The organism is Clostridia bacterium (assembly GCA_017410375.1).
In the GTDB taxonomy this organism is placed as follows: Bacteria; Bacillota; Clostridia; order RGIG6154; family RGIG6154; genus RGIG6154.
The window spans coordinates 1-19,914 of sequence record JAFQQW010000006.1 but is presented as its reverse complement, the minus strand read 5'-3'; the positions used below and the strand labels follow the sequence as shown (position 1 = coordinate 19,914).

Below are 19,914 nucleotides of genomic sequence, written 5' to 3'. Positions count from 1 at the left end.
GACAAAAAGCAAGCAATGGAGCGGAATCCTCGATGGATTCCGCTCCATTCAACATCTGTTCAAACCGGAGATTCTTCGCTTCGCTCAGAATAACAAATAGTTCTTTGCTTGCGGTAGAACGACTTTTTCGACAGTCTGAAAGGAACTGAGTGAAAGCTCAGTTCCTTTTAGCATATCAATATAACGGAAGAAAAAAATCATTAAAACAGAAGAAAAAAAGCGGAAGGTGGTGTATAATAAAATCATTAAAACAAAAGGAGATGACGGTATGAAAAAAATGTTAGCATGTTTCTTGGCTTTCGTATTAAGTTGTTCTGCCATTCCCGTTTTTGGCGCAAGTGAAGCGGCGAAGCAGACCTTCTCCACCGAAAGCATAAAGGACGAAATTATCATTCCCGTAACCGAAAAGACCGGTACATGGAGTGAATCGGATGCCATTAAAAATTACGATGGCGGAAAGCACATCTGGTCCAATCAGCAGGGCGACACCTTGACCTTTAAGGTTGAAAATGTAAAGGAAGGAACCTATGAAGTGTATTACTGGGTTTGTCCGCATAAATTTAACAGTAAGGAAATGCAATTTGTTGTAACCCATAACGGCAAGGAAAGCGAAGCAAAGGTGTATCAGAAAATTGAAGAATCCGAAACGGTAAGCCCCGGTTGGGTATCCATGGGCGTGTTCGACTTTTCGGGAAAAGGTGACGAAAAGCTTGTACACACAAACCCCGGTGCCAACACCCGTGGCAGTGCGGTAAAGCTGGTGCCAACCGATAAAGCGGCAACAGCAGAGCCTGCAGAAAAGCCTTCGCAGTCCGAAAACGCAGAAGCAGGCGCTTTAGGGGATCAGATTGATGTAGAACCCTCCGGCGTTTGTACCTGGGAAGGCAAATGGTCATATTCCACCGCAACTCCGGGTCCGATGACGAACTACCCGGATCATTTGTGGGCTGCAGGACAAGGGGAAGAAGCTTTTGTAACCTATAATCCCATGATTGGTGCTGTTGGCGATGTGCGTATTTCTATTTATCAGCTGTACTGGCACGAAAATCAGACCAACGACATCAAATACGAAATCCACCACAACGGCAAGGTGGATGAGGTGCATTTAAACCCGTTGGATATCGACAAAAACCAATGGATTACCTTAGGTACATACGATTTTAAAGGCAATCCGGAAGAAGAATTTTTAAAGCTGGTTTGCGTAAAAAACGAAAATGAGAAAGCCAACACCCGTGCCTCTACCGTGCTTTTTGAAATTTTAAATGAACGGGGCGGTACTGCGTGGCAGGCCCTTTATGTCACCCCACACAGAGATGCAGAGCTGGAATTGCAGATGGCAATGCAGTCTGTGAAAAAACTGGAAAAATTTGACGACATGGTTGGGCATTGGGCGCACTATGATGTGGAATACATGGCAAACGAAGGACTCGTTTCAGGCGTTTCGGACAATGCATTCGACCCCGAAGCACAAATTACGAGAGCCGAATATGTGACCATTTTAGACAGAGCTTTGGGCTTTGCGCCTGTAAACGGCGAAAGCTTTGCGGATGTGGCACAGGATGCATGGTATGCTACATACGTTGCAACCGCAAAGGCAAACGGACTTTTAAAGGGCTTGCCCACCCATGACGGCTTTAAGCCCGAACAGCCCATCACCCGTCAGGAAATGGCGCTCTTTACCTATAACGCCATCAGGGCAACTAAGAAAAATGACGAATGGGTTGCAAAACTTCCCTCCGACTGGAACAATTTTTTGGATACAGCAGAAGTTTCGGAATGGGCGAAAGAAGCTCTGCAATATTTAGTGCAGACCGGTATAATCAAAGGTACCTCCGAAACAACGGTTTCTGCCCTGGAAAACGCAACCAGAGCGCAGGGCGCGGTTATCTTAAAGCGGTTTATGCAGTCCTTTGTGTGGGCAGGACCCCCGACCGATGAAGAATGGGTTATGACCTTTAACGAAGAATTTGACGGCGACAGCGTAGACTGGTCGGTATGGAAATCCGCAAACGGTCCGGAAGGACATATTTTATCCTCCCGCTGGCCCGAAAATGCGGTGGTAAAAGACGGTGCTGTACATCTTGAAGTGCGAAAAGAAGAGCGGGGCGGACAAAGCTGGACAGCAGGTTCCATTTCCGTTCGTCCGGAGGTGTTCAGCCAGGCCTACGGGTATTGGGAAGCCCGTTACAAATTCACCGAATCCACCGGCGTAAACAACTCCTTCTGGATGTCAGGCGGCGGTGTGGAAATTGACGTATGTGAAGGGCATTATCCCAACAAAGCCAACACCAATTACCATGTTTGGGAAGGCGAACATACTGCTAATTCCAAGCAGGAAAAATCCGAATATGATTTGTCTGCAGATTACCATACCTACGGATTGGAATGGAACGAAACAGAGCTTTTGTATTACTTAGACGGCAGACTGATTGCCACCAAAGCCCATGATTTGGCACATAAACCGCTATATCCGAAACTTTCTTCCGCGGTGCTTTCCTGGGCAGGTTCGGTAAGTGATAAAACAGACGGCACCGCACAGATTGTAGACTATGTCCGCATCTGGCAGCGTCCTGCAGATGTAAATGACCCGAACAAGACGGTTATCGGTAAGCCCATAGAGGGGGCAGGTCCTACGGACAACGGTCCGGTTGCGCCCGGGATTGAAACAAATAGTGTAACAGTGGAGAGCCAGGAAATTGATACCAATACCTACGAAGGCGAAATCATTGTTACTGCAAAAACAGAAGGCAACTGGAAGGAATCCTCCTTCTTGCCTGCCCATGACGGCGGAAAGCATCTGTGGTCAGATAAAAAAGGTGCTACCGCAACATACGATTTATCTGCCCTTTCTAAAGGCAAATACAAAGTGTATATGTGGCGGTTGCCGCACGAGTTCAATGTGGCGCAAATGGATATGCTGCTCCATCAGGACGGAAAAGATGTGCTTGCAGGCTCTATGGCATTAAAAATTCCGTCAGGCACAACCGCAGAGCCGGGCTGGGTACTGCTTGGCGAGCATGAAATAAAGGGTGGAGAGGACTGCTACATCCATTACACCTGCACCGGTGTCAACTGCCGTGCCTCGGCAATTAAACTGGTTCCCGTAAAATAATATAATTTGAAGCATTTATGCATAAATTTATGCATAAATGCTTCTTTTTTGCATAAAATTCTTTACTTTTTGAAAAAACGTGCTATAATATAATATAAGTTAAAGTATATACTTTTTTAGCGAAACAAACCGAAAGGAGGGTTTTTAAGGCGTGGCTGTTTTAGAAAATATTCACAATATAAAAGACCTGAAGCAATTGGATAACGGACATCTTCCACAGCTTGCGGCTGAAATCCGTTCTTTCTTAGTGGAAAATGTAGCCAAAACGGGCGGACATCTGGCTTCCAACCTCGGGATTGTGGAGCTGACCCTTGCGTTGCATAAGGTGTTTGATTCGCCCGAGGACAGTATTGTGTTTGATGTGGGACACCAGAGCTATGTGCATAAAATTTTAACCGGCAGAAAGGATGCTTTTTCTTCTCTGCGCAAGCACGGTGGTTTAAGCGGATTTCCAAAGGTGACAGAATCGGTGCACGACAGCTTTAACAGCGGACATGCCAGCAATTCCATTTCGGTGGCGCTGGGCATTGCCGAAGCAAACCGCATCTTAAAAAAAGATAATTTCTCGGTGGCAGTCTTAGGTGACGGTGCATTGACCGGCGGTATGTGCTATGAGGCACTCAATAACGCAGGACGCTCCAAAGCTAACCTGATTGTGGTTTTAAACGACAACGAAATGTCTATTTCTCCCAATGTGGGCAGTATGACAAGCTATTTAAACAAACTGCGTACCGGCAAAAAATACACAAGCATGAAGCGCTCGGTAAAGGATAAGCTGATTCAGACCAAGGCAGGCGAAAAGGTTTATACCTTTTTGGACAATGCCAAGGACGGTGTACGCCGTCTGCTGTTGGAACCCACCTTTTTCGAGGATTTGGGCTTTACCTATATCGGACCCATTGACGGACACGATTTAGAGTCGCTTTGCACCGTTTTAAGCCGTGCAAAGGATCTGAACAAGCCGGTATTTATTCATGTATATACCAAAAAAGGCAAGGGCTATCCCTTTGCGGAAAATGCGCCGGACTTATACCACGGCACAGGTCCCTTTGATACCACGAAACCCCTTGTGGCAAAGGAAACCGAAACCTTTTCTTCAGTTTGCGGAAATGCGCTTTTACAGCTTGCTGGCGAAAAGGAAAACTTAGTTGCGGTTTCTGCCGCCATGGCAGATGCAACGGGGCTTTTGCCCTTTTCGGCAAAGTACAGCGAACGGTTCTTTGACGTTGGTATTTCCGAAGCACATGCCGTAACCTTTGGTGCAGGGCTTTCATGTAAAGGCTTTTTCCCTGCCATTTGCATCTATTCCACTTTCCTGCAACGCGCCTATGACAGCATTTTGCACGATATGGCGCTTCAACCCCATGTGTCGGGACTTTTGTGCCTGGACAGAGCAGGACTTGTGGGCGAGGACGGGGAAACCCATCACGGTATTTTTGATATTTCTTATCTTTCACATATTCCGGGTATCAAGCTGTTTACCCCTTACACCGCAGAAGGTTTGCAGGCAGTGTTGAAGCATGCCGTAACCGAGCAGGACGGGGTATATGCGGTGCGCTACCCGAGAGGAAACGCGGTGCACGGCGAAGAAGTAACCGACATTTTTGCCCCTGAGCAGTTACGGAAAGGGGATAAGGTGACGGTGGTTTCCTGCTCACGCATGACAACCGTAACGCAAAACAGCAAATTTGACGGCGACCATTTCCATTTAAACTGCATCAAGCCAATCCAAACGGATGCAATCATAAAATCCCTGCAAAAAACAGGAAAGCTGGTTACGGTGGAGGACAATGTCATCAAGGGCGGTATGGGATCTCTTCTTGCGGAAGAACTTTTAAAAGCAGGTGTTTCCTTTTCTCATCGGATGCTTGGCGTTGACGACTGCTTTGTCGCCCACGGCAGTGTGGACGAATTGCTCTGCGACTTAAAGCTGGATGCAGAATCACTGGGAACACAGATTAAGGAATTTATAGAATGAAACAAAGGTTAGACGTTCTTTTAGTCAGTCTCGGCTTGTGTCAGAGCCGGGAACGGGCAAAGACATTAATAGAAAACGGGCAGGTGCTTTTAAACGGAAATTCTGCAAAAAAGAGCGGACAGAGTGTAGACGAAACGGTAAAAATCGAAATTGTCGGCACACAAAACCCCTATGTCAGCCGTGGCGGATTAAAGCTTGAAAAGGCGATTGATGCTTTTAAGCTTACCCTAAAGGACAAGGTTGCCATGGACATTGGTGCTTCTACCGGCGGATTTACCCATTGCATGCTCAAAAACGGTGCCAAAAAGGTGTACGCGGTAGATGTGGGCAAAGATCAGCTGCACGAATCGTTGCGTGCAGACGAGCGGGTGCTGAATATGGAAAAAACCAACATCCGCAATTTAGAGGCAGACAAAATCGAACCGCTGGATTTTATTTCGGTGGACGTGTCTTTTATTTCCTTAAAGCTTGTTCTGCCAAAGGTTTACGAATTCTTAAAGCCCAAGGGCTTGGCGGTTTTGCTCATAAAGCCCCAGTTCGAGGCAGGCAAACAGCATTTGAACAAAAAAGGCGTTGTAAAGGATAAAAAGGTCCATCTGACGGTGGTGCGCGAGGTGACAGCCTTTGCGTCACAGCTGGGCTTAGGCGTTTTGAATCTCAGCTTTTCACCTATCCGCGGACCGGAAGGAAATATAGAATATTTGTTATTGGTACAAAAGGATGCCGAAAGTGTCGGCTTGGATTTGGAAAAAGTGGTTTTAAACAGCCACGAAGCACTGTAAAGGAGGTATGCAGATGAAAACGTTGCTGGTGTTTGCCAAACGGGCAAAGCCGATGCAGACAGAGAACGTGAAAAAAATCACCGAATTTCTGCATACATATCCCTGCACAATTTATATCGATATCGCAGATATCGCAGATACTGTCTTTACGGAAACCCCCGAAGCGGTTATTGAATCGGCAGATGCACTGGTGGTGCTTGGCGGTGACGGAAGTTTATTGGGCGTCGCCCGGGCGTATGCCAGATATCAAAAGCCAATCCTTGGCATCAATCTCGGCAGACTCGGCTATTTAGTTGAGCTGGAAAAGCATGATATTGAGGCACTCAAATGCCTGTTTGACGAAAATTACCGCTTAGAAGAGCGGATTATGCTAAGGGCAACGGTGTATCGGGGCAACGAAACCATTTTTAAAACCGAAGCACTCAATGATGTGGTAATTGCCAAAGGCAATGTGTCCCGCATGATTCATTTAACGGTCAGCTGCGACGGACAGTTTGTAAGCGGATACGATGCAGACGGACTGGTTGTGGCAACGCCAACGGGGTCAACGGCCTACTCCATGTCTGCAGGCGGTGCGGTGGTTTCACCCGAGCTAAATGTCTTTTTGCTCACCCCCATTTGTCCGCACACCTTTTCTGCAAAGCCGGTTATTGTGTCGGACAGACAGAAAATCACGGTGGAAGCAACAGCAGTCAATCAGGGAAGCGCGGTGCTTACTGCCGACGGGCAGGAAATTTTTCATCTGGAAAACGGCGATGTGGTGGAAATAGAAAAATCAGACTGTACCACAAAGCTGATCCGACTTACAAAACGTAATTTTTTTCATATACTTAAACACAAATTAGAAGAAAACAGATAGGAGGCATTTTATTATGTCTAAAAAGGACCGACACAATAAAATTCTGGCACTCATTTCCAACTTTGACGTGGAAACCCAGGGTCAGCTGACCGACATGCTGATTGAGCACGGCTTTGACGTGACCCAGGCAACGGTGTCCAGAGATATCAAGGAATTAAAGCTTGTCAAAACCACCAACTATGCAAATCATTATAAGTACACCATTCCGTCCGCTAATACCTCGGGGACTATGCAGGCGCGCTTAGTTGGCGTATTGCAGCATGCAGTTACATCAATCCGCTCTGCCATGAACATGATTTCGGTTAAAACCATTCCCGGCTCTGCCCAGGGCTGTGCCATGGCAATCGAAACCTTAAATTTTGACGAGGTTATGGGTGTAATTGCAGGGGATGATACCATTTTTATCATGACTCCCTCGGATGCGGATGCAAAAAGCCTTGTGGCAAAACTGGAAGAAGTAATCGGATAAAGCGGAGGCGCAAAAAGATGCTTTTAAGCTTACACATCGAAAACATTGCTATTATGGACAATGTGGACATAGAATTTGAAGAGGGCTTTTGCGTACTCACCGGTGAAACCGGTGCAGGTAAGTCTATTTTAATTGACTCCATAAATCTTCTGACGGGCGAGCGAAGCTCCAAAGAGCTGGTGCGCACCGGTGCGGAAAAAGCTTATGTGGAGGGTGCGGTGTATACTTGCGACCCAACGGTTTGCCAAAAGCTTAGTGATGCCGGCATCGCCTTTGAAGAGGGCGAGCCCATTGTGTTGTCCCGGGAAATCTCAAAAGACGGCAGAAGTGTGGTACGCATCAACGGCAGAATGTCCACCACCGGCTTTTTAAAGGATTTGTGCAAGGATTTGATTAACATCCACGGACAAAAGGACAGCCAGTCCATTTTAGACGAGGCGTTCCATGGCGCGTTCTTAGACGGCTTTGCCCATACCGAACAGGCAAAGGAAGCGTACAAAACCGCCTACAAAGCGGTTACCGAAACCCGGAAAAAGCTTGCGGAAATCAAGCAGAATAACGAGCTTGCGGAGCAGAAAAAAGAAATTTTAAGCTATCAGGTAGACGAGCTGAAAAAAGCAAATTTAAGAGACGGTGAGGAGGAAGAATTAAACACCCTGCGTGCCAGATTCTTAAACTCTGAAACGGTACTGACCGCGCTGAACGAGTGCTACGCCGCCCTTTGCGGAGACGAAGAGCAGTTGGGCGCGCTGGATTTGCTGGAAAACGGTTTAAATTCCCTTACAACCCTGATGAAATACGACCCGGAGGCAGAAGGCGTTTACGAAAAGCTCGAAAATTTAAAATATGAATTAGAGGACTGTGTATCCTTTGTGCGGGATGCAAAGGACAGCTCCGATTTAGAGGATGTGGACATCAACGCCGTAGAGGGCAGACTGGACACTTTAAGCCGTTTAAAACGCAAATACGGCGATTCGGTTGCCGAAATGCTCGAAACCTTAGAGCGTTTAGAGCAGGAGCTTTACGGTATCGAAAACGCAGATTATCTGGAACAACAGCTGAAAAAAACATTAAAAGAGCAGGAGGAGGTGCTTAAAGCCAGTGCAGAAGTGTTAACGGCACAACGGCAAAAAGGAGCTAAGGCGTTATCCGAAGCGGTGGTGACCGCTCTTGCTGAGCTGGATATGGAAAAAACCGAATTTAAGGTAGAACTTACCCCCTGCGAACTGAACGCAAACGGTGCCGAAAAGGCAGAATTCCTAATCGCACCAAACAGAGGCGAAAGCTTAAAGCCGTTAACAAAGATTGCCTCGGGCGGTGAGCTTTCCCGTGTAATTTTGGCGCTTAAAGCGGCACTTTCCGAGGTAGATACCGTATCGACCATGATTTTTGACGAGGTGGATACAGGCGTCAGCGGAAGAGCGGCACAGAAAATTGCAGAAAAAATCAAAAAGCTTTCCGAAAACAAGCAGATTTTTGTCATCACGCATTTGGCGCAGGTGGCGGCATTCGGACAGCATCACTATAAAATCAGCAAGCAGGATGTGGACGGGAAAACCCGTTCGCAGGTAGAAAAGCTTGACGAGCAGGGCAGGGTGCAGGAACTGGCGCGTATCATGAGCGGTACGCAGATTACCGAAAGCAGTATCTCTGCCGCAAAGGAATTGCTTGAGATTGCAGGCAGAGCATAAGGAGAAACAGTATGGAACAGGTTATCGGAAAAATAACCGACGTAAAAGAAAACGGATACGCAGAGGTTAAGCTGGACCGCAAAAGCATGTGTGGCGAAAGCTGTGCTGCCTGTGGTGGACTTTGCGGTCTGCACGATTCAATCATCCGTGCAAAAAATATTGTGCATGCAAAAAAAGGTGACCCGGTCACCGTGGGAATTCCCACCTTAAAAGGCATTTCAGCCATGCTGATTGCCTACGGCATACCCCTTTTATATATGCTTCTTATCGCAGGGCTTATGGCGGTGTGCATCCCCGAAAAAATCGGTGCAACCGTATTGATTGCAGGGGTTGCGGTGTGGTTTTTGCTGTTGCATATTTTAGAGAAAAAAGGCATCTTCAGCAAGCAGTTTGAGGCTTGCGTTGTAAGCATTGAGGAGGATAAGCGTGAAACGGTTTAATATCATCACGGGACATTACGGAAGCGGTAAAACAGAATTTGCATTAAACCTTGCTTTTTTGTCGAAACAGTGGTATAATAGAACAGTTATAGCAGACCTGGATATTGTAAACCCCTATTTTCGTACCAACGATGCGGTACAAACCTTAAAAGAAAGGGGCATCGACGTGGTGGCTTCGTCTTATGCAAGCTCCAATGTGGATATCCCGGCACTGCCACCCGAAATGGCATCGGTTTTTGATGTGCCCGACCGTTTTGTGGTGTTAGATGTTGGCGGAGATGAGGACGGTGCCGCGGTTTTAGGAAGATTCAGCCCCCGCATAAAAAACGAGGACTACGAAATGATGATGGTCATCAATGCCCTTCGTCCGTTGTCCTCAACCCCCGAAGAAATCATAGAGCTGATGGGGGAAATCGAACGCACATCACGGCTTAAAATTACAGGTCTTGTGAACAACACCAATTTAAGCTATCAGTCCACGGTTGAGCACCTTTTAGAAGGACAAAAAGTGGTAGAAGAGGTGTCAAAGCGCACCGGTCTTCCCATTTTATATATTGCAGGCACCAAGGAAATCCTGGATGCCCTGCCTGAAAATCTGAACTACCCCAGGCTTTGCCTGGAGCTGAATATGCACTTGCCTTTTATGGCATAGCATCAGAAAGGAGTAATGGAAAATGGCAAAAGTTGTAATTAATGAAGAACGTTGCAAGGGCTGCGAACTGTGCATCAGCCAGTGCCCCAAGCACATTATTTCTCTGGCAAAGGATAAGCTGAACAAAAAAGGCTATCATCCGGCACAGGTTACAGAACAGGACAAATGCATCGGCTGTGCATTCTGCGCGACCACTTGCCCTGATGTTGCAATTGAAGTTTATCGCTAAGGAGGCGTAAGAAAAATGAGTGAAAAAGTTTTAATGAAAGGTAACGAAGCTCTGGCTGAAGCGGCTATGCAAGCCGGTTGCCGTCATTTCTTCGGTTACCCGATTACCCCGCAGACAGAAGTTGCGGCTTATATGGCAAAGCAGATGCCAAAGCGCGGCGGTACCTTTTTGCAGGCAGAAAGTGAAGTTGCCGCAATCAACATGGTATACGGTGCAGCAGGTGCAGGCGCAAGAGTTATGACCTCTTCTTCAAGCCCCGGCATCAGCTTAAAGCAGGAAGGTATTTCCTACATCGCAGGCGCAGATTTGCCTTGCGTAATTGTAAACATCGTTCGTGGCGGCCCGGGTCTTGGCGGTATTCAGCCTGCACAGTCTGACTATTTCCAGGCAACCAAGGGCGGCGGTCATGGTGACTACCATCTGGTCGTTTTTGCACCTTCCTCCATTCAGGAACTTGTAAACTTAACCAAGGAAGCCTTTGACGTGGCAGATATCTACCGTATGCCGGTTATGATTATGGGCGACGGTATGCTGGGTCAGATGATGGAGCCGGTAGAATTCGGTGCATACGAAGCACGCGAAATCCCTGAAAAAACCTGGGCAACCACCGGTACCAAAATGGAAAGAAAGCACAATATCATCAACTCTTTGTATATTGAGCCGTCCGAACTGGAGGACCTGATTTTAGAACGTCAGAAGAAGTATGATGTAATTGCAGAAAAGGAAGCAAAATTCGATACATATATGACAGAAGATGCAGAAATCATCGTTACCGCTTACGGCATCACCGCACGTATTGCCCAGACTGCCATCAACAAGGCAAGAGAAAAGGGCATTAAAGTGGGCATGGTACGTCCCATTACCCTCTGGCCGTTCCCCGAAAAGGCTTATCAGGCATTGGATGCCGATAAGGTGAAGAAAATCCTTTGCGTGGAAATGAGCATGGGTCAGATGATTGAAGACGTAAAGCTTGCAGTAGACTGCAAGATTCCGGTAGATTTCTTCGGCAGAACCGGCGGTGTGGTTCCCACCCCTGCAGAGGTTTTGGCACAAATTGAAAAAATCGCAGAAGGAGGCAAAAACTAATGGAACAGGTATTCAAAAAACCCCATGCACTTTGTGAAGTGCAGGAACATTATTGCCCCGGTTGCGGACACGGTATTGTACACAGACTGGTGGCAGAAGTTATTGACGAGCTGGGCATTGAAGGTAAAACGATAGGTGTTGCACCTGTTGGTTGCTCGGTATTTGCTTATAACTATTTTGAATGTGATATGCAGGAAGCGGCACACGGCAGAGCGCCGGCAGTTGCAACCGGTATCAAACGCGTAAACCCCGATAACGTGGTATTTACCTATCAGGGCGACGGTGACCTTGCGGCAATTGGTACGGCTGAAACCGTGCACGCAGCAGCAAGAGGCGAAAACATCACCGTTATTTTCATCAACAACGCAATCTATGGCATGACCGGCGGTCAGATGGCACCGACCTCATTGATGGGTCAGGTTACCCAGACTACCCCTTATGGCAGAACACAGGAAAACCAGGGCTTCCCCATTAAGGTTTGCGAAATGCTTTCTACCTTAGAGGGTGTAGCTTTGGCACAGAGAACCACCATTAACAGCGTTAAGGCAATCAAGGAAACCAAGGCAGCAATCAAAAAGGCGTTCCAGAACCAGATTGACAAAAAAGGCTTTTCTATTGTAGAAGTGGTTTCCACCTGCCCGACCAACTGGGGTAAAACACCGGTTGAAGCGATGAAATGGCTGGAAGAAAACATGCTGCCGCAGTATCCGCTGGGCGTTTATAAAGATAAAGAATAAGGAGGCTCTGTGCTATGACACATGAAATTTTAATCGCAGGTTTTGGCGGACAGGGCGTTCTGTTCGCAGGTAAACTTTTGGCTTATGCCGCAATGCTGGAAGGCAAATACGTATCCTGGCTCCCGTCTTACGGTCCCGAGATGCGTGGCGGTACCGCAAACTGCTCGGTTATCATCTCGGATGAACCGGTTTCCTGCCCGGTGGTAACAAACCCCACCGTGTTGGTTGCTATGAACGGTCCTTCCTTGGATAAATTCGAGGGTGCAGTTTCGGAAAACGGTGCAATTTTCATTGATTCTTCCTTGATTTTCCAGGATTTCAAGAGAAACGATACCCAAAACTTTGCTATTCCGTCTACCAAAATGGCAGATGATTTAAAAGCAACCAAGCTTGCAAACATGGTACTTTTGGGCAAGGTTGTAAAAGAAAGTAAGGTTCTGCCCTTTGAAAGCATTTTAAGTGCTTTGCAGAAAACCGTGCCCGCAAGCAAGCAGGCAATGCTTGAAATCAACAAGCAGGCACTGGAAACAGGCTATAACGCATAATGATACAGGCAAACAATTCTAAATCCAACAAAATACAAAACAGACAGATTATTTTAAAGCTGTTGGCAATGAAAGCTCCCATTTCGCGTGTGGAGCTTTCGGTGTTGTCCGGACTTTCCAAAATGTCGCTGACCAACATCATCAGCGAGTTTAAAGAGGAAGGTTTTATTATGGAGGTGGGTGTAGATACCACCGCCGAGGGCAAACGAAAGCCGGTGCTTTTAGAGCTGGCAGACGGCGTGATTAACGCCTTAGGCGTTGTGGTGACCCAAACCGAAATCTTAAGCTGTTTTGCAGATATTAAAGGCAATGTTTTAAAATTTGATACTTGTCCCTTGCCTGCAGGCGAGTTTACCGACAGCGTAGTATCTTATATCCAAAACACCCTGAAAAATGCACCCTGCACCGTTCTCGGCGTGGGCGTGGCGTTTGAAGCTTCTTTAAATGTTGAGGTTTCAAAAACCATTCAGACCGCCTTAGAACAGGCAGATCAGGACGTATCAATCCATTTTGCCAACGATGCACAATGTGCCTTGATGGCAGAAAAACGGTATGGCGGAGCAAAGGGCTTAGATTGCGTGCTGTATGCAACCTATGCAAAAAACAATCTCTGCTGTGCCCTTTATGCCAACAAAAAGCTTTTGCAGGGCTATAACGGCAATGCAGGCATTGTGCCCTGTGGAAGTCAGGAGGAGGCAATCGGAAAGCTCAAGGATTTAATTGCATTTTCCGACCCGCAGGCGGTGCTGTTTGAAGAAGAATTTGCTCGCTATGATGTGTGCCGTAAAATCGAAAAAGACGGCATTCCCGTCCGCCTCTGCGCCCTGGGCAAGCAAGCCCCTATTTTAGGCAGTGCCACATTGGTGTTTGAAAGCGAATATTTCTCATAATATCTATGTCAAAAAAAGCCGAGTGTTTCACTCGGTTTTTTTATTTCGGGTTACCGGCGGAAAAGCTTACTGAAAGTGGGTGCACTGTTTAGGAGATTCTTCGCTTCGTGCAGAATGACAAATGAGCCTCCCCTGTGTAAGGGGAGGTGGCAACCAAAGGTTGACGGAAGGGTTGTAAGCGAGCAAAGCGAGCCACTCGCCAAAAGTATTACCTGTAAACTTTTGGCGAAAGCGACAAGACAGAACGAAAAAGGAACAAGCTCGCATTTTTTGCGAGCTTGTGATAAATAAGTTCTTGTCAATTCTCAGATACAGCACAGTTTATGGGATTTTTCACTATCACTCAGAATAACAAAAAGCCTCCCCTGTGTAAGGGAAGGTGGCAACCGAAGGTTGACGGAAGGGTTGTAAGCGAGCGAAGCGAGCCACTCGCCAAAAGTATTACTTGTAAACTTTTGGCGAAAGCGACAAGACAGAACGAAAAAGGAACAAGCTCGCATTTCTGCGAGCTTGTGATAAATAAGTTCTTGGCTTGTCGCTATTTGACGGGTACGAATTTTACGCCTGTACCTCTGGTATTACCGCCTGCAATACCCATTACATTTTCGTCCGCTGTGCCCTTAAACTCATATTCGCCTAAGAGAATCCAGCCGGATTCCGCATTTTCAAAATTGGTTTTAATCAGGGTGTCCTTTGATTCACCACCTACATTTACGCGGGCAGTAAAGCCAACACCGCCATCTTTAACATTGGGGATAACCCAGTAATACACCTTATACTTACCCTTTAAAGGTGTCTCGGGCGTGTAGGTTACGGAATAATCCTTTTTGTTGGTCCAGGTTGTGCCTGTGCCGTCAAAGTTTTTAAGGCTGGAATCGCCCCATGCTTCCGGTGCATACGCGGTCGGCTTAATGATAATTTCACCTTCCTGAGTGGAATTATCGGGGGTTAAAGTTGTGATGATGTTGGTAGAACCGGAGCTTGCAGAATTGGTAGTACTGCTTGCCGGCGGTGTGTAATTTGAGCCGGGCTTCACTGCATTTTCCAAAGGCTTACCGATCATGGTTAATGCCGGATTGTCAACATCTGCCTTGCGCTGATATACACGGCAGTAGTCCACAATCATGGCAGACCCGTCGGTCTGATCGTCTGCATTGCCTGCCCAGTTCAGAACCGCTGTGGAGAACCAAGGAGAAACCGGAACGATAGAGTTGAAGTTTTTGTTTCTTGCGATTTCTTCGTTATCGAAATAGTAAATGATTTCGTTTTCGTCCCACTTGATTGCATAGGTGTGGTAATCTGCAGACAAGTCGTAGTTTGCTTTGTGTACACTTGCTTCCGATTTGCCTGTGCCGCTTTCATAGTGATGCAGGTTTGTGTTAATCTTGTGGGGGTAGTGACCTTCGTTGATGTCGATTTCGTAGTTTTGCTTGTCATCGGTTACCTGATGCTTCTTGGTCATCATCCACCAAGCATTGTTTACACCGGCACCTGCGTTGTATTTGTAACGTGCTTCCCAGTAGCCTTGCGACTGACGGAACACCTCATCTCTTACCCATACAGAGGCAGCTGTCCATTCGTTGGTAAAGCCGGTTTTTTGTTCTTTGCGGATTTCAAGATGCAGATTGCCATCTTTTACAACCGCATTTTCAGGCCATCTGGAAGAAAGCGTGTGCGAACCGCCGCCTACTTCGGAATCCCATACAGCCCAGTCTAAGCTGTCGCCAAAGAATTCGTCATTAAAGGTCAGTACCCATTCTTCATCTGTCGGCGGACCGCCCCATACAAAGAGCTGCATAAATCTCTTTAAGATAACCGCACCCTGTGCTCTGGTTGCGTTATCCAAAGCAGAAACGGTTGTGTCGGAGGTGCCCTTGATGATACCGGTCTGAATCAGATATTTAAGTGCGGTTTCTGCCCATGCGGAAACTTCTGCGGTATCGGTAAATTTTGCATAATCGTCAGGCATTGTAGCGACCCATTCGTCGTTTTTCTTGGTTGCCTTGATTGCGTTGTAGGTAAACAGCGCCATTTCTTCACGGGTGATGGGTTGCTCGGGCTTAAAGCCGTCATCGGTGGGAAGCCCTACTAACAAACCGTTTGCCTTTGCGGTTGCAACATAGGGTGCAAACCAGGCATCGCCTGCAACATCGGCAAAGGATGCGCCATTTGTAATTTCATAACCCATTGCTCTGTCCAAAATGGTCACATATTCTGCTCGGGTGATTTGTGCTTCGGGGTCGAATGCATTGTCTGCAACGCCCGAAACCAGACCGCGGTCTGCCATGTATTCCACATCATAGTTTGCCCAGTGACCAACCATGTCATCGAATTTATCTAAAGGCGCCATGGAAGCTTTTGCACTGTTAATTAAAGATTCAGAGTCACTCTGGGGTGTAACAAATACGGTTGTCCAAACTGCATTTTCATTTGCGCTGTTCAAAACCTCAAATGCAACGGTGGAGGCTCTGGTGTTTGCGATGGCTTCGCCAACGCCTGTGCAAACCAGCTTAACATACTCTGTGCCGGAACCGTTGAATTCAAAAGTACCCAATTCCTGCCAGATGGCTTCGGTCTGTGCTGCAGGATTTACATGGAATTCATCCATACCGCCGTCATGGTATACTTCGTATTTAATGTCTTTGGTCTGATTCTTTGCCCAGTAGGGAACAAATACAGAAATACGAACCTTACCTACCGAGGTGATTTCGGGATGATAGGTTACATAAACGTCCGCATCGGGATTTTCAGCAACCCATAAGGTGCTGGGTGCCTTGGTCATGGGACCCTGTACAGCGGTGGAGAATGCCCAGGGACCTGCATAAATACATCTGCCCTGTGGGTCCACATCAATGGACATGGAAAGACCGGAGGTCGCTTCTACGCGCGAAGTGTCACCGGGTTCCTTATTTACGGGTGTTTTTTCGGTCACTTCTTCGGCTTTGGTAAGCTCTTTGGTGGTCGGAACAAGCTTTACTGCGGTTGCACGAACGTTACCGCCGGGAGAAACATAGGAAACCTGTTCACCCTCAACGCCTGCAAAATCAAACACGCCAACCGAAGTCCAGCCCCCCGGAACGGTTTCACCGTCTGCAAGCTTTGTTTTTACATTTACAAGATTCTTTTTGCCGTTGTGTGCAATGACAACATTGGTGCCCGATTCAGAGTCCTGCTTTGCAGGAATCATCCATGCAAACACTTCATAGTTGCCCTCTTTGATGCCCGAGATGGCATAATGGGAGGCAGAATCCTTGCCTACCGCATACTGGGTAGCACCTCCATCATAATTTTTAAGGCCGGAAGCATTCCAGTTACCGTCTAAAGAGGTGGCGGTGAAAATTACTTCGTCCTTAAAGGTTTCTGTGGTATACGCTCTCTGCGAGGCTTCGCTTGCCGCAAAAGCGGGAATGCTAGCTAAAACCATGCAAAGGAGTGTTACCAACGCGATTGCTCTTTTCATTTTCTTCATCCTTTCTTCGCTATAATAGCTTGTACATAAATTTTACCATAATTTATAAAGAAAGTAAACAGAAAAATAGCTAAAAACTATGTAAAAAAGGGTAATTTTCATGTAAAAACCGACAAAAAAAGAGCGGAATACCGCTCTTATTCTTGTATATCCAGTTTTGCATGTTCTCGAAGAGAATCCATGCGCTTGTCCAGTTCTGCACTGAGCTCTGCACATTTTAAAAGCTCGTCTGCCATTTGCGGAATGCTTTCGTAATCCTTTTTGTAGCGAAGCTGATGCTCCAAGCTTGCCCAGGAATCCATGGCGATGGTGCGAAGCTGAATTTCTACCTTCATCATTTTCTTCTCTTTGGCAAGAAAAATGGGAATGCCCACAATCAGGTGCAAACTGCGGTAGCCGTTGGACTTTGGATTTTTAATGTAATCTTTTTTCTCGATTAAGGTTATGTCATCCTGCTTTAACAGCGCATCGGCAAGCATATACACGTCTTCTGTAAAGGCACAGACCACCCGAATGCCTGCCACATCCGAAAGATGTGCTTCTATTGCATCTAAGTTTAAAGGCAGTTTTTTGCGTTCCAGTTTTTCTTTAATGCTTGCAAAGCTTTTCAGACGGCTCTTCATGCTGTTGATGGGGTTGCGGTCATGGCGCAGGGAGAACTCGGTATTCAACACATTGAATTTGGTTTCCACCTCCATCATGGCACATTTGTAATAAGCCATAATTTTGCTTAATTTCTGAATGAGTGGCTTTGTCAGCTCTTCAATCTGCTCGGGTGAGTATTTGGATAGCGTGTCCAGTAAAAAGCTTTCTTGTTGTTCCATTTTTGATTCCTCCATGCATGTATTGTACAAGAAATTTGTGTAAATTTCGTGAGCAAAGGTTGAAAATTATACCAAAGTTACATACACGGTGTTGTAATGGTCATAAATTACCATGCCCGGCTTTGCGCCTGATGGTTTCTTTACATTTTTCACAATGGTGTAATCCACAGGCACCTTGGGGGCGTTTTTGGCTTTGGAATGCTTTGCCGCAAGCTCTGCCGCCTTTACAATCACAGTGTCCGGAATGTCTTCTCCTTGCTTTTTCTGAATGATAACATGCGAGCCGGGTATGTTTTTGGTGTGCAGCCACATGTCCTGACTTCTTGCAAATTTTAAGGTCAGTTCATCATTCTGGCGGTTGTTTCTGCCCACAAATACATCGTACCCTTCGATTTCAAAGTGTGAGGGCTTAGACAGCACGGCTTTCTTTTTCAAATTGCCGTTTTCCCGTTTCAGATATCCCTCGTCCCGTAATTCCTCCTTGATTTCGGCAATCTCGGCAGGACTTTCGGCACGCAGGATTTCATCTAAAACCGATTCTAAATAGTCAAGCTCTTTTTGTGTCTTTTTCTGCTGAATGTATGCCTGCTCCTCACTCACCTTTGCTTTGTTGTAGCGGGTATAATATTTTTGCGCGTTTTTGGCAGGGGATAAATTGGGTTCTAAAGCAATGGTTATTTTTTTGCCCTCCGGGTCATAATAATTATCGACGGTGATTTCGGTATCTCCGAATTGTACCCGATAAAGATTTGCAGTCAGCAATTCGCCCTTGATGCGGTAGGTTTCCCGCTTTGCTGCATCCTGAATCTGACGGGCAAAAATGGAAAGCTTTTTCTCACAGCGGTCAATGTTATTCTGAATCAGATGTATAAGCTCGGCAGACAAACGGCTTAAAAGAAGTGCATGTGCCTTTTGGCTGTAAAAAATGTCTGCCGCCTCGGAAATGCTTGCAACCGGCTTGATTTTAGTACCGAATTCGGTTATCGAAATGGGAATTGCGGCAAAATCCACGGGTGTTTCTTCTTTATAAATAATAATAGGTGAGAATTGATTGCTTCGGATTTTGTCCATCACCACATCATAGCCGTTTGTTATGATTTCGGTTGCCAGCTGTGGGCTGATACCTGAGTATACCGAAAGCAAAGCTTTTTCAGGCGCACGGCTGTCTGAGATTTCAGGCTTAAAATCACTTTCCAAAGGATTTAAACGGTCGTTGGGCGGCAATCTGTAACGAAGCCCCGGCAACACCTGACGCACAGAGCTTGTGGAAATGTCGATGCGCTTAATGGAATCCATCACAACACCGTCTTTGTTTAATAAAATGACGTTGCTGTGCTTGCCCATAATTTCCACCACTAAGGTTTTTACAGTCAAGTCGCCCAGCTCGTCATAGCTTTCAATTTCAAACTGCAGGATACGTTCAAAATTAATCTGGCGGATGTCGATAATTTTGCCGCCGCTTAAATGCTTTCGCAGAAACATGCAGAACATGGGCGGTGAAGCGGGGTTTTCAACCTTTCTATCAGTAAGATGCAATCGGGATGCCGCAGGGTTTACCGAGATTAAAAGCTTAAAGCTGTCTTTTTGGACACGCAGAACCAGAACCAGCTCATCCTTTTGGGGCTGGTGGATTTTATCTACACGCGCACCACGCAGTTTTTCGTTTAATTCTAATGTCAGACAGCGGATTACCGATGCGTCAAAAGCCATTTTCAAATTCCTCCGTACAGTAGTTTATTCTATTGTAACAAAATTTTTGGCATCTAACAATAGATTTTTGAAAATTTTTTAAATTTTTTTAAAAAAAGTATTGACAAACCGAAAAAATGTTGTTATAATATTGGATGTCGCTAAGGAAAACGACATTTCATGGGAGCATAGCTCAGCTGGGAGAGCATCTGCCTTACAAGCAGAGGGTCATAGGTTCGAGCCCTATTGTTCCCACCATGAAATGGCCCGGTAGCTCAGTTGGTTAGAGCGCCGCCCTGTCACGGCGGAGGTCGTGGGTTCGAGTCCCATCCGGGTCGCCATTTCATCTTTTTCAAGCGGCATGCCTCTGTAGCTCAGTTGGTAGAGCAAGGGACTGAAAATCCCTGTGTCACTGGTTCGATTCCCGTCGGAGGCACCATTTGCGGGCGTAGCTCATCTTGT

At 46.5% G+C, this 19,914-nt stretch carries 16 protein-coding genes and 3 tRNA genes; 16 read left to right on the top strand and 3 right to left on the bottom strand.

Features of this window, described 5'->3' with window-relative positions:
- Positions 1-268 precede the first annotated feature (268 nt).
- The 13 genes from IJE10_00985 (at position 269) to IJE10_00925 (ending at position 13,470) form a co-directional block, all read left to right on the top strand.
- Positions 269-3,112: an S-layer homology domain-containing protein gene (locus IJE10_00985; GenBank protein MBQ2966678.1), complete on the top strand. Its 2,844-nt coding sequence runs from the start codon at positions 269-271 to the stop codon at positions 3,110-3,112.
- Positions 3,113-3,263: 151 nt separating this feature from the next.
- The gene (locus IJE10_00980) at positions 3,264-5,090 is read left to right on the top strand and encodes a 1-deoxy-D-xylulose-5-phosphate synthase (GenBank protein MBQ2966677.1); all 1,827 of its coding nucleotides are present in this window, start codon (positions 3,264-3,266) and stop codon (positions 5,088-5,090) included.
- Positions 5,087-5,872 (top strand): TlyA family RNA methyltransferase, encoded by a 786-nt coding sequence (locus IJE10_00975; GenBank protein ID MBQ2966676.1) that lies wholly within the window; start codon positions 5,087-5,089, stop codon positions 5,870-5,872. Before IJE10_00980 ends, IJE10_00975 begins: the two co-directional genes overlap by 4 nt.
- A gap of 13 nt (positions 5,873-5,885) precedes the next feature.
- Positions 5,886-6,731 carry an NAD(+)/NADH kinase gene (locus tag IJE10_00970; GenBank protein MBQ2966675.1) on the top strand — a complete coding sequence of 282 codons (846 nt, stop codon included), beginning with the start codon at positions 5,886-5,888 and terminating at the stop codon, positions 6,729-6,731.
- 13 nt (positions 6,732-6,744) lie between these two features.
- Positions 6,745-7,200 (top strand): arginine repressor, encoded by a 456-nt coding sequence (gene argR / locus IJE10_00965; protein MBQ2966674.1) that lies wholly within the window; start codon positions 6,745-6,747, stop codon positions 7,198-7,200.
- Positions 7,201-7,217: 17 nt separating this feature from the next.
- The gene (gene recN, locus IJE10_00960; GenBank protein ID MBQ2966673.1) at positions 7,218-8,891 is read left to right on the top strand and encodes a DNA repair protein RecN; all 1,674 of its coding nucleotides are present in this window, start codon (positions 7,218-7,220) and stop codon (positions 8,889-8,891) included.
- Between the two features lie 11 nt (positions 8,892-8,902).
- Positions 8,903-9,331: a SoxR reducing system RseC family protein gene (locus tag IJE10_00955; GenBank protein MBQ2966672.1), complete on the top strand. Its 429-nt coding sequence runs from the start codon at positions 8,903-8,905 to the stop codon at positions 9,329-9,331.
- Positions 9,318-9,983, top strand: a complete 666-nt coding sequence (locus IJE10_00950) for a hypothetical protein (GenBank protein MBQ2966671.1) — start codon at positions 9,318-9,320, stop codon at positions 9,981-9,983. The genes IJE10_00955 and IJE10_00950 overlap by 14 nt, the downstream gene beginning before the upstream one ends.
- A gap of 22 nt (positions 9,984-10,005) precedes the next feature.
- A complete protein-coding gene (locus tag IJE10_00945) occupies positions 10,006-10,212 on the top strand; it encodes a 4Fe-4S binding protein (GenBank protein ID MBQ2966670.1) in 207 nt (68 codons plus the stop codon).
- A 15-nt stretch (positions 10,213-10,227) separates the two neighbouring features.
- Positions 10,228-11,298, top strand: a complete 1,071-nt coding sequence (locus IJE10_00940) for a 3-methyl-2-oxobutanoate dehydrogenase subunit VorB (protein ID MBQ2966669.1) — start codon at positions 10,228-10,230, stop codon at positions 11,296-11,298.
- Complete coding sequence (locus tag IJE10_00935; GenBank protein MBQ2966668.1) at positions 11,298-12,035, top strand: 2-oxoglutarate oxidoreductase; 738 nt, start codon at positions 11,298-11,300, stop codon at positions 12,033-12,035. The genes IJE10_00940 and IJE10_00935 overlap by 1 nt, the downstream gene beginning before the upstream one ends.
- A gap of 14 nt (positions 12,036-12,049) precedes the next feature.
- Positions 12,050-12,580, top strand: a complete 531-nt coding sequence (locus IJE10_00930) for a 2-oxoacid:acceptor oxidoreductase family protein (GenBank protein MBQ2966667.1) — start codon at positions 12,050-12,052, stop codon at positions 12,578-12,580.
- Positions 12,580-13,470, top strand: a complete 891-nt coding sequence (locus IJE10_00925) for an ROK family protein (GenBank protein MBQ2966666.1) — start codon at positions 12,580-12,582, stop codon at positions 13,468-13,470. Before IJE10_00930 ends, IJE10_00925 begins: the two co-directional genes overlap by 1 nt.
- A gap of 538 nt (positions 13,471-14,008) precedes the next feature.
- Here IJE10_00925 and IJE10_00920 read toward each other — a convergent pair.
- The 3 genes from IJE10_00920 to IJE10_00910 form a co-directional block, all read right to left on the bottom strand.
- Positions 14,009-16,930: an S-layer homology domain-containing protein gene (locus IJE10_00920; protein MBQ2966665.1), complete on the bottom strand. Its 2,922-nt coding sequence runs from the start codon at positions 16,928-16,930 to the stop codon at positions 14,009-14,011.
- A 146-nt stretch (positions 16,931-17,076) separates the two neighbouring features.
- Entirely contained in the window at positions 17,077-17,778 is a 702-nt protein-coding gene (locus IJE10_00915) for a GTP pyrophosphokinase family protein (protein MBQ2966664.1), read from the bottom strand.
- Between the two features lie 51 nt (positions 17,779-17,829).
- Positions 17,830-19,473, bottom strand: coding sequence for an NFACT family protein (locus IJE10_00910; protein MBQ2966663.1), 1,644 nt, complete (start codon positions 19,471-19,473; stop codon positions 17,830-17,832).
- 161 nt (positions 19,474-19,634) lie between these two features.
- Here IJE10_00910 and IJE10_00905 point away from each other — a divergent pair.
- From IJE10_00905 to IJE10_00895, 3 genes are all read left to right on the top strand, one after another.
- Positions 19,635-19,710, top strand: a tRNA-Val gene (locus IJE10_00905).
- Positions 19,711-19,716: 6 nt separating this feature from the next.
- A tRNA-Asp gene (locus IJE10_00900) sits at positions 19,717-19,793 on the top strand.
- A gap of 22 nt (positions 19,794-19,815) precedes the next feature.
- Positions 19,816-19,891, top strand: a tRNA-Phe gene (locus IJE10_00895).
- Positions 19,892-19,914 lie beyond the last annotated feature (23 nt).

Coding starts and splice junctions, on each gene's coding strand:
- IJE10_00985 (MBQ2966678.1), top strand. CDS start 269: ATGAAAAAAATGTTAGCATGTTTCTTGGCTTTCGTATTAAGTTGTTCT.
- IJE10_00975 (MBQ2966676.1), top strand. CDS start 5,087: ATGAAACAAAGGTTAGACGTTCTTTTAGTCAGTCTCGGCTTGTGTCAG.
- IJE10_00970 (MBQ2966675.1), top strand. CDS start 5,886: ATGAAAACGTTGCTGGTGTTTGCCAAACGGGCAAAGCCGATGCAGACA.
- argR (MBQ2966674.1), top strand. CDS start 6,745: ATGTCTAAAAAGGACCGACACAATAAAATTCTGGCACTCATTTCCAAC.
- recN (MBQ2966673.1), top strand. CDS start 7,218: ATGCTTTTAAGCTTACACATCGAAAACATTGCTATTATGGACAATGTG.
- IJE10_00955 (MBQ2966672.1), top strand. CDS start 8,903: ATGGAACAGGTTATCGGAAAAATAACCGACGTAAAAGAAAACGGATAC.
- IJE10_00945 (MBQ2966670.1), top strand. CDS start 10,006: ATGGCAAAAGTTGTAATTAATGAAGAACGTTGCAAGGGCTGCGAACTG.
- IJE10_00940 (MBQ2966669.1), top strand. CDS start 10,228: ATGAGTGAAAAAGTTTTAATGAAAGGTAACGAAGCTCTGGCTGAAGCG.
- IJE10_00935 (MBQ2966668.1), top strand. CDS start 11,298: ATGGAACAGGTATTCAAAAAACCCCATGCACTTTGTGAAGTGCAGGAA.
- IJE10_00930 (MBQ2966667.1), top strand. CDS start 12,050: ATGACACATGAAATTTTAATCGCAGGTTTTGGCGGACAGGGCGTTCTG.
- IJE10_00925 (MBQ2966666.1), top strand. CDS start 12,580: ATGATACAGGCAAACAATTCTAAATCCAACAAAATACAAAACAGACAG.
- IJE10_00920 (MBQ2966665.1), bottom strand. CDS start 16,930: ATGAAAAGAGCAATCGCGTTGGTAACACTCCTTTGCATGGTTTTAGCT.
- IJE10_00915 (MBQ2966664.1), bottom strand. CDS start 17,778: ATGGAGGAATCAAAAATGGAACAACAAGAAAGCTTTTTACTGGACACG.
- IJE10_00910 (MBQ2966663.1), bottom strand. CDS start 19,473: ATGGCTTTTGACGCATCGGTAATCCGCTGTCTGACATTAGAATTAAAC.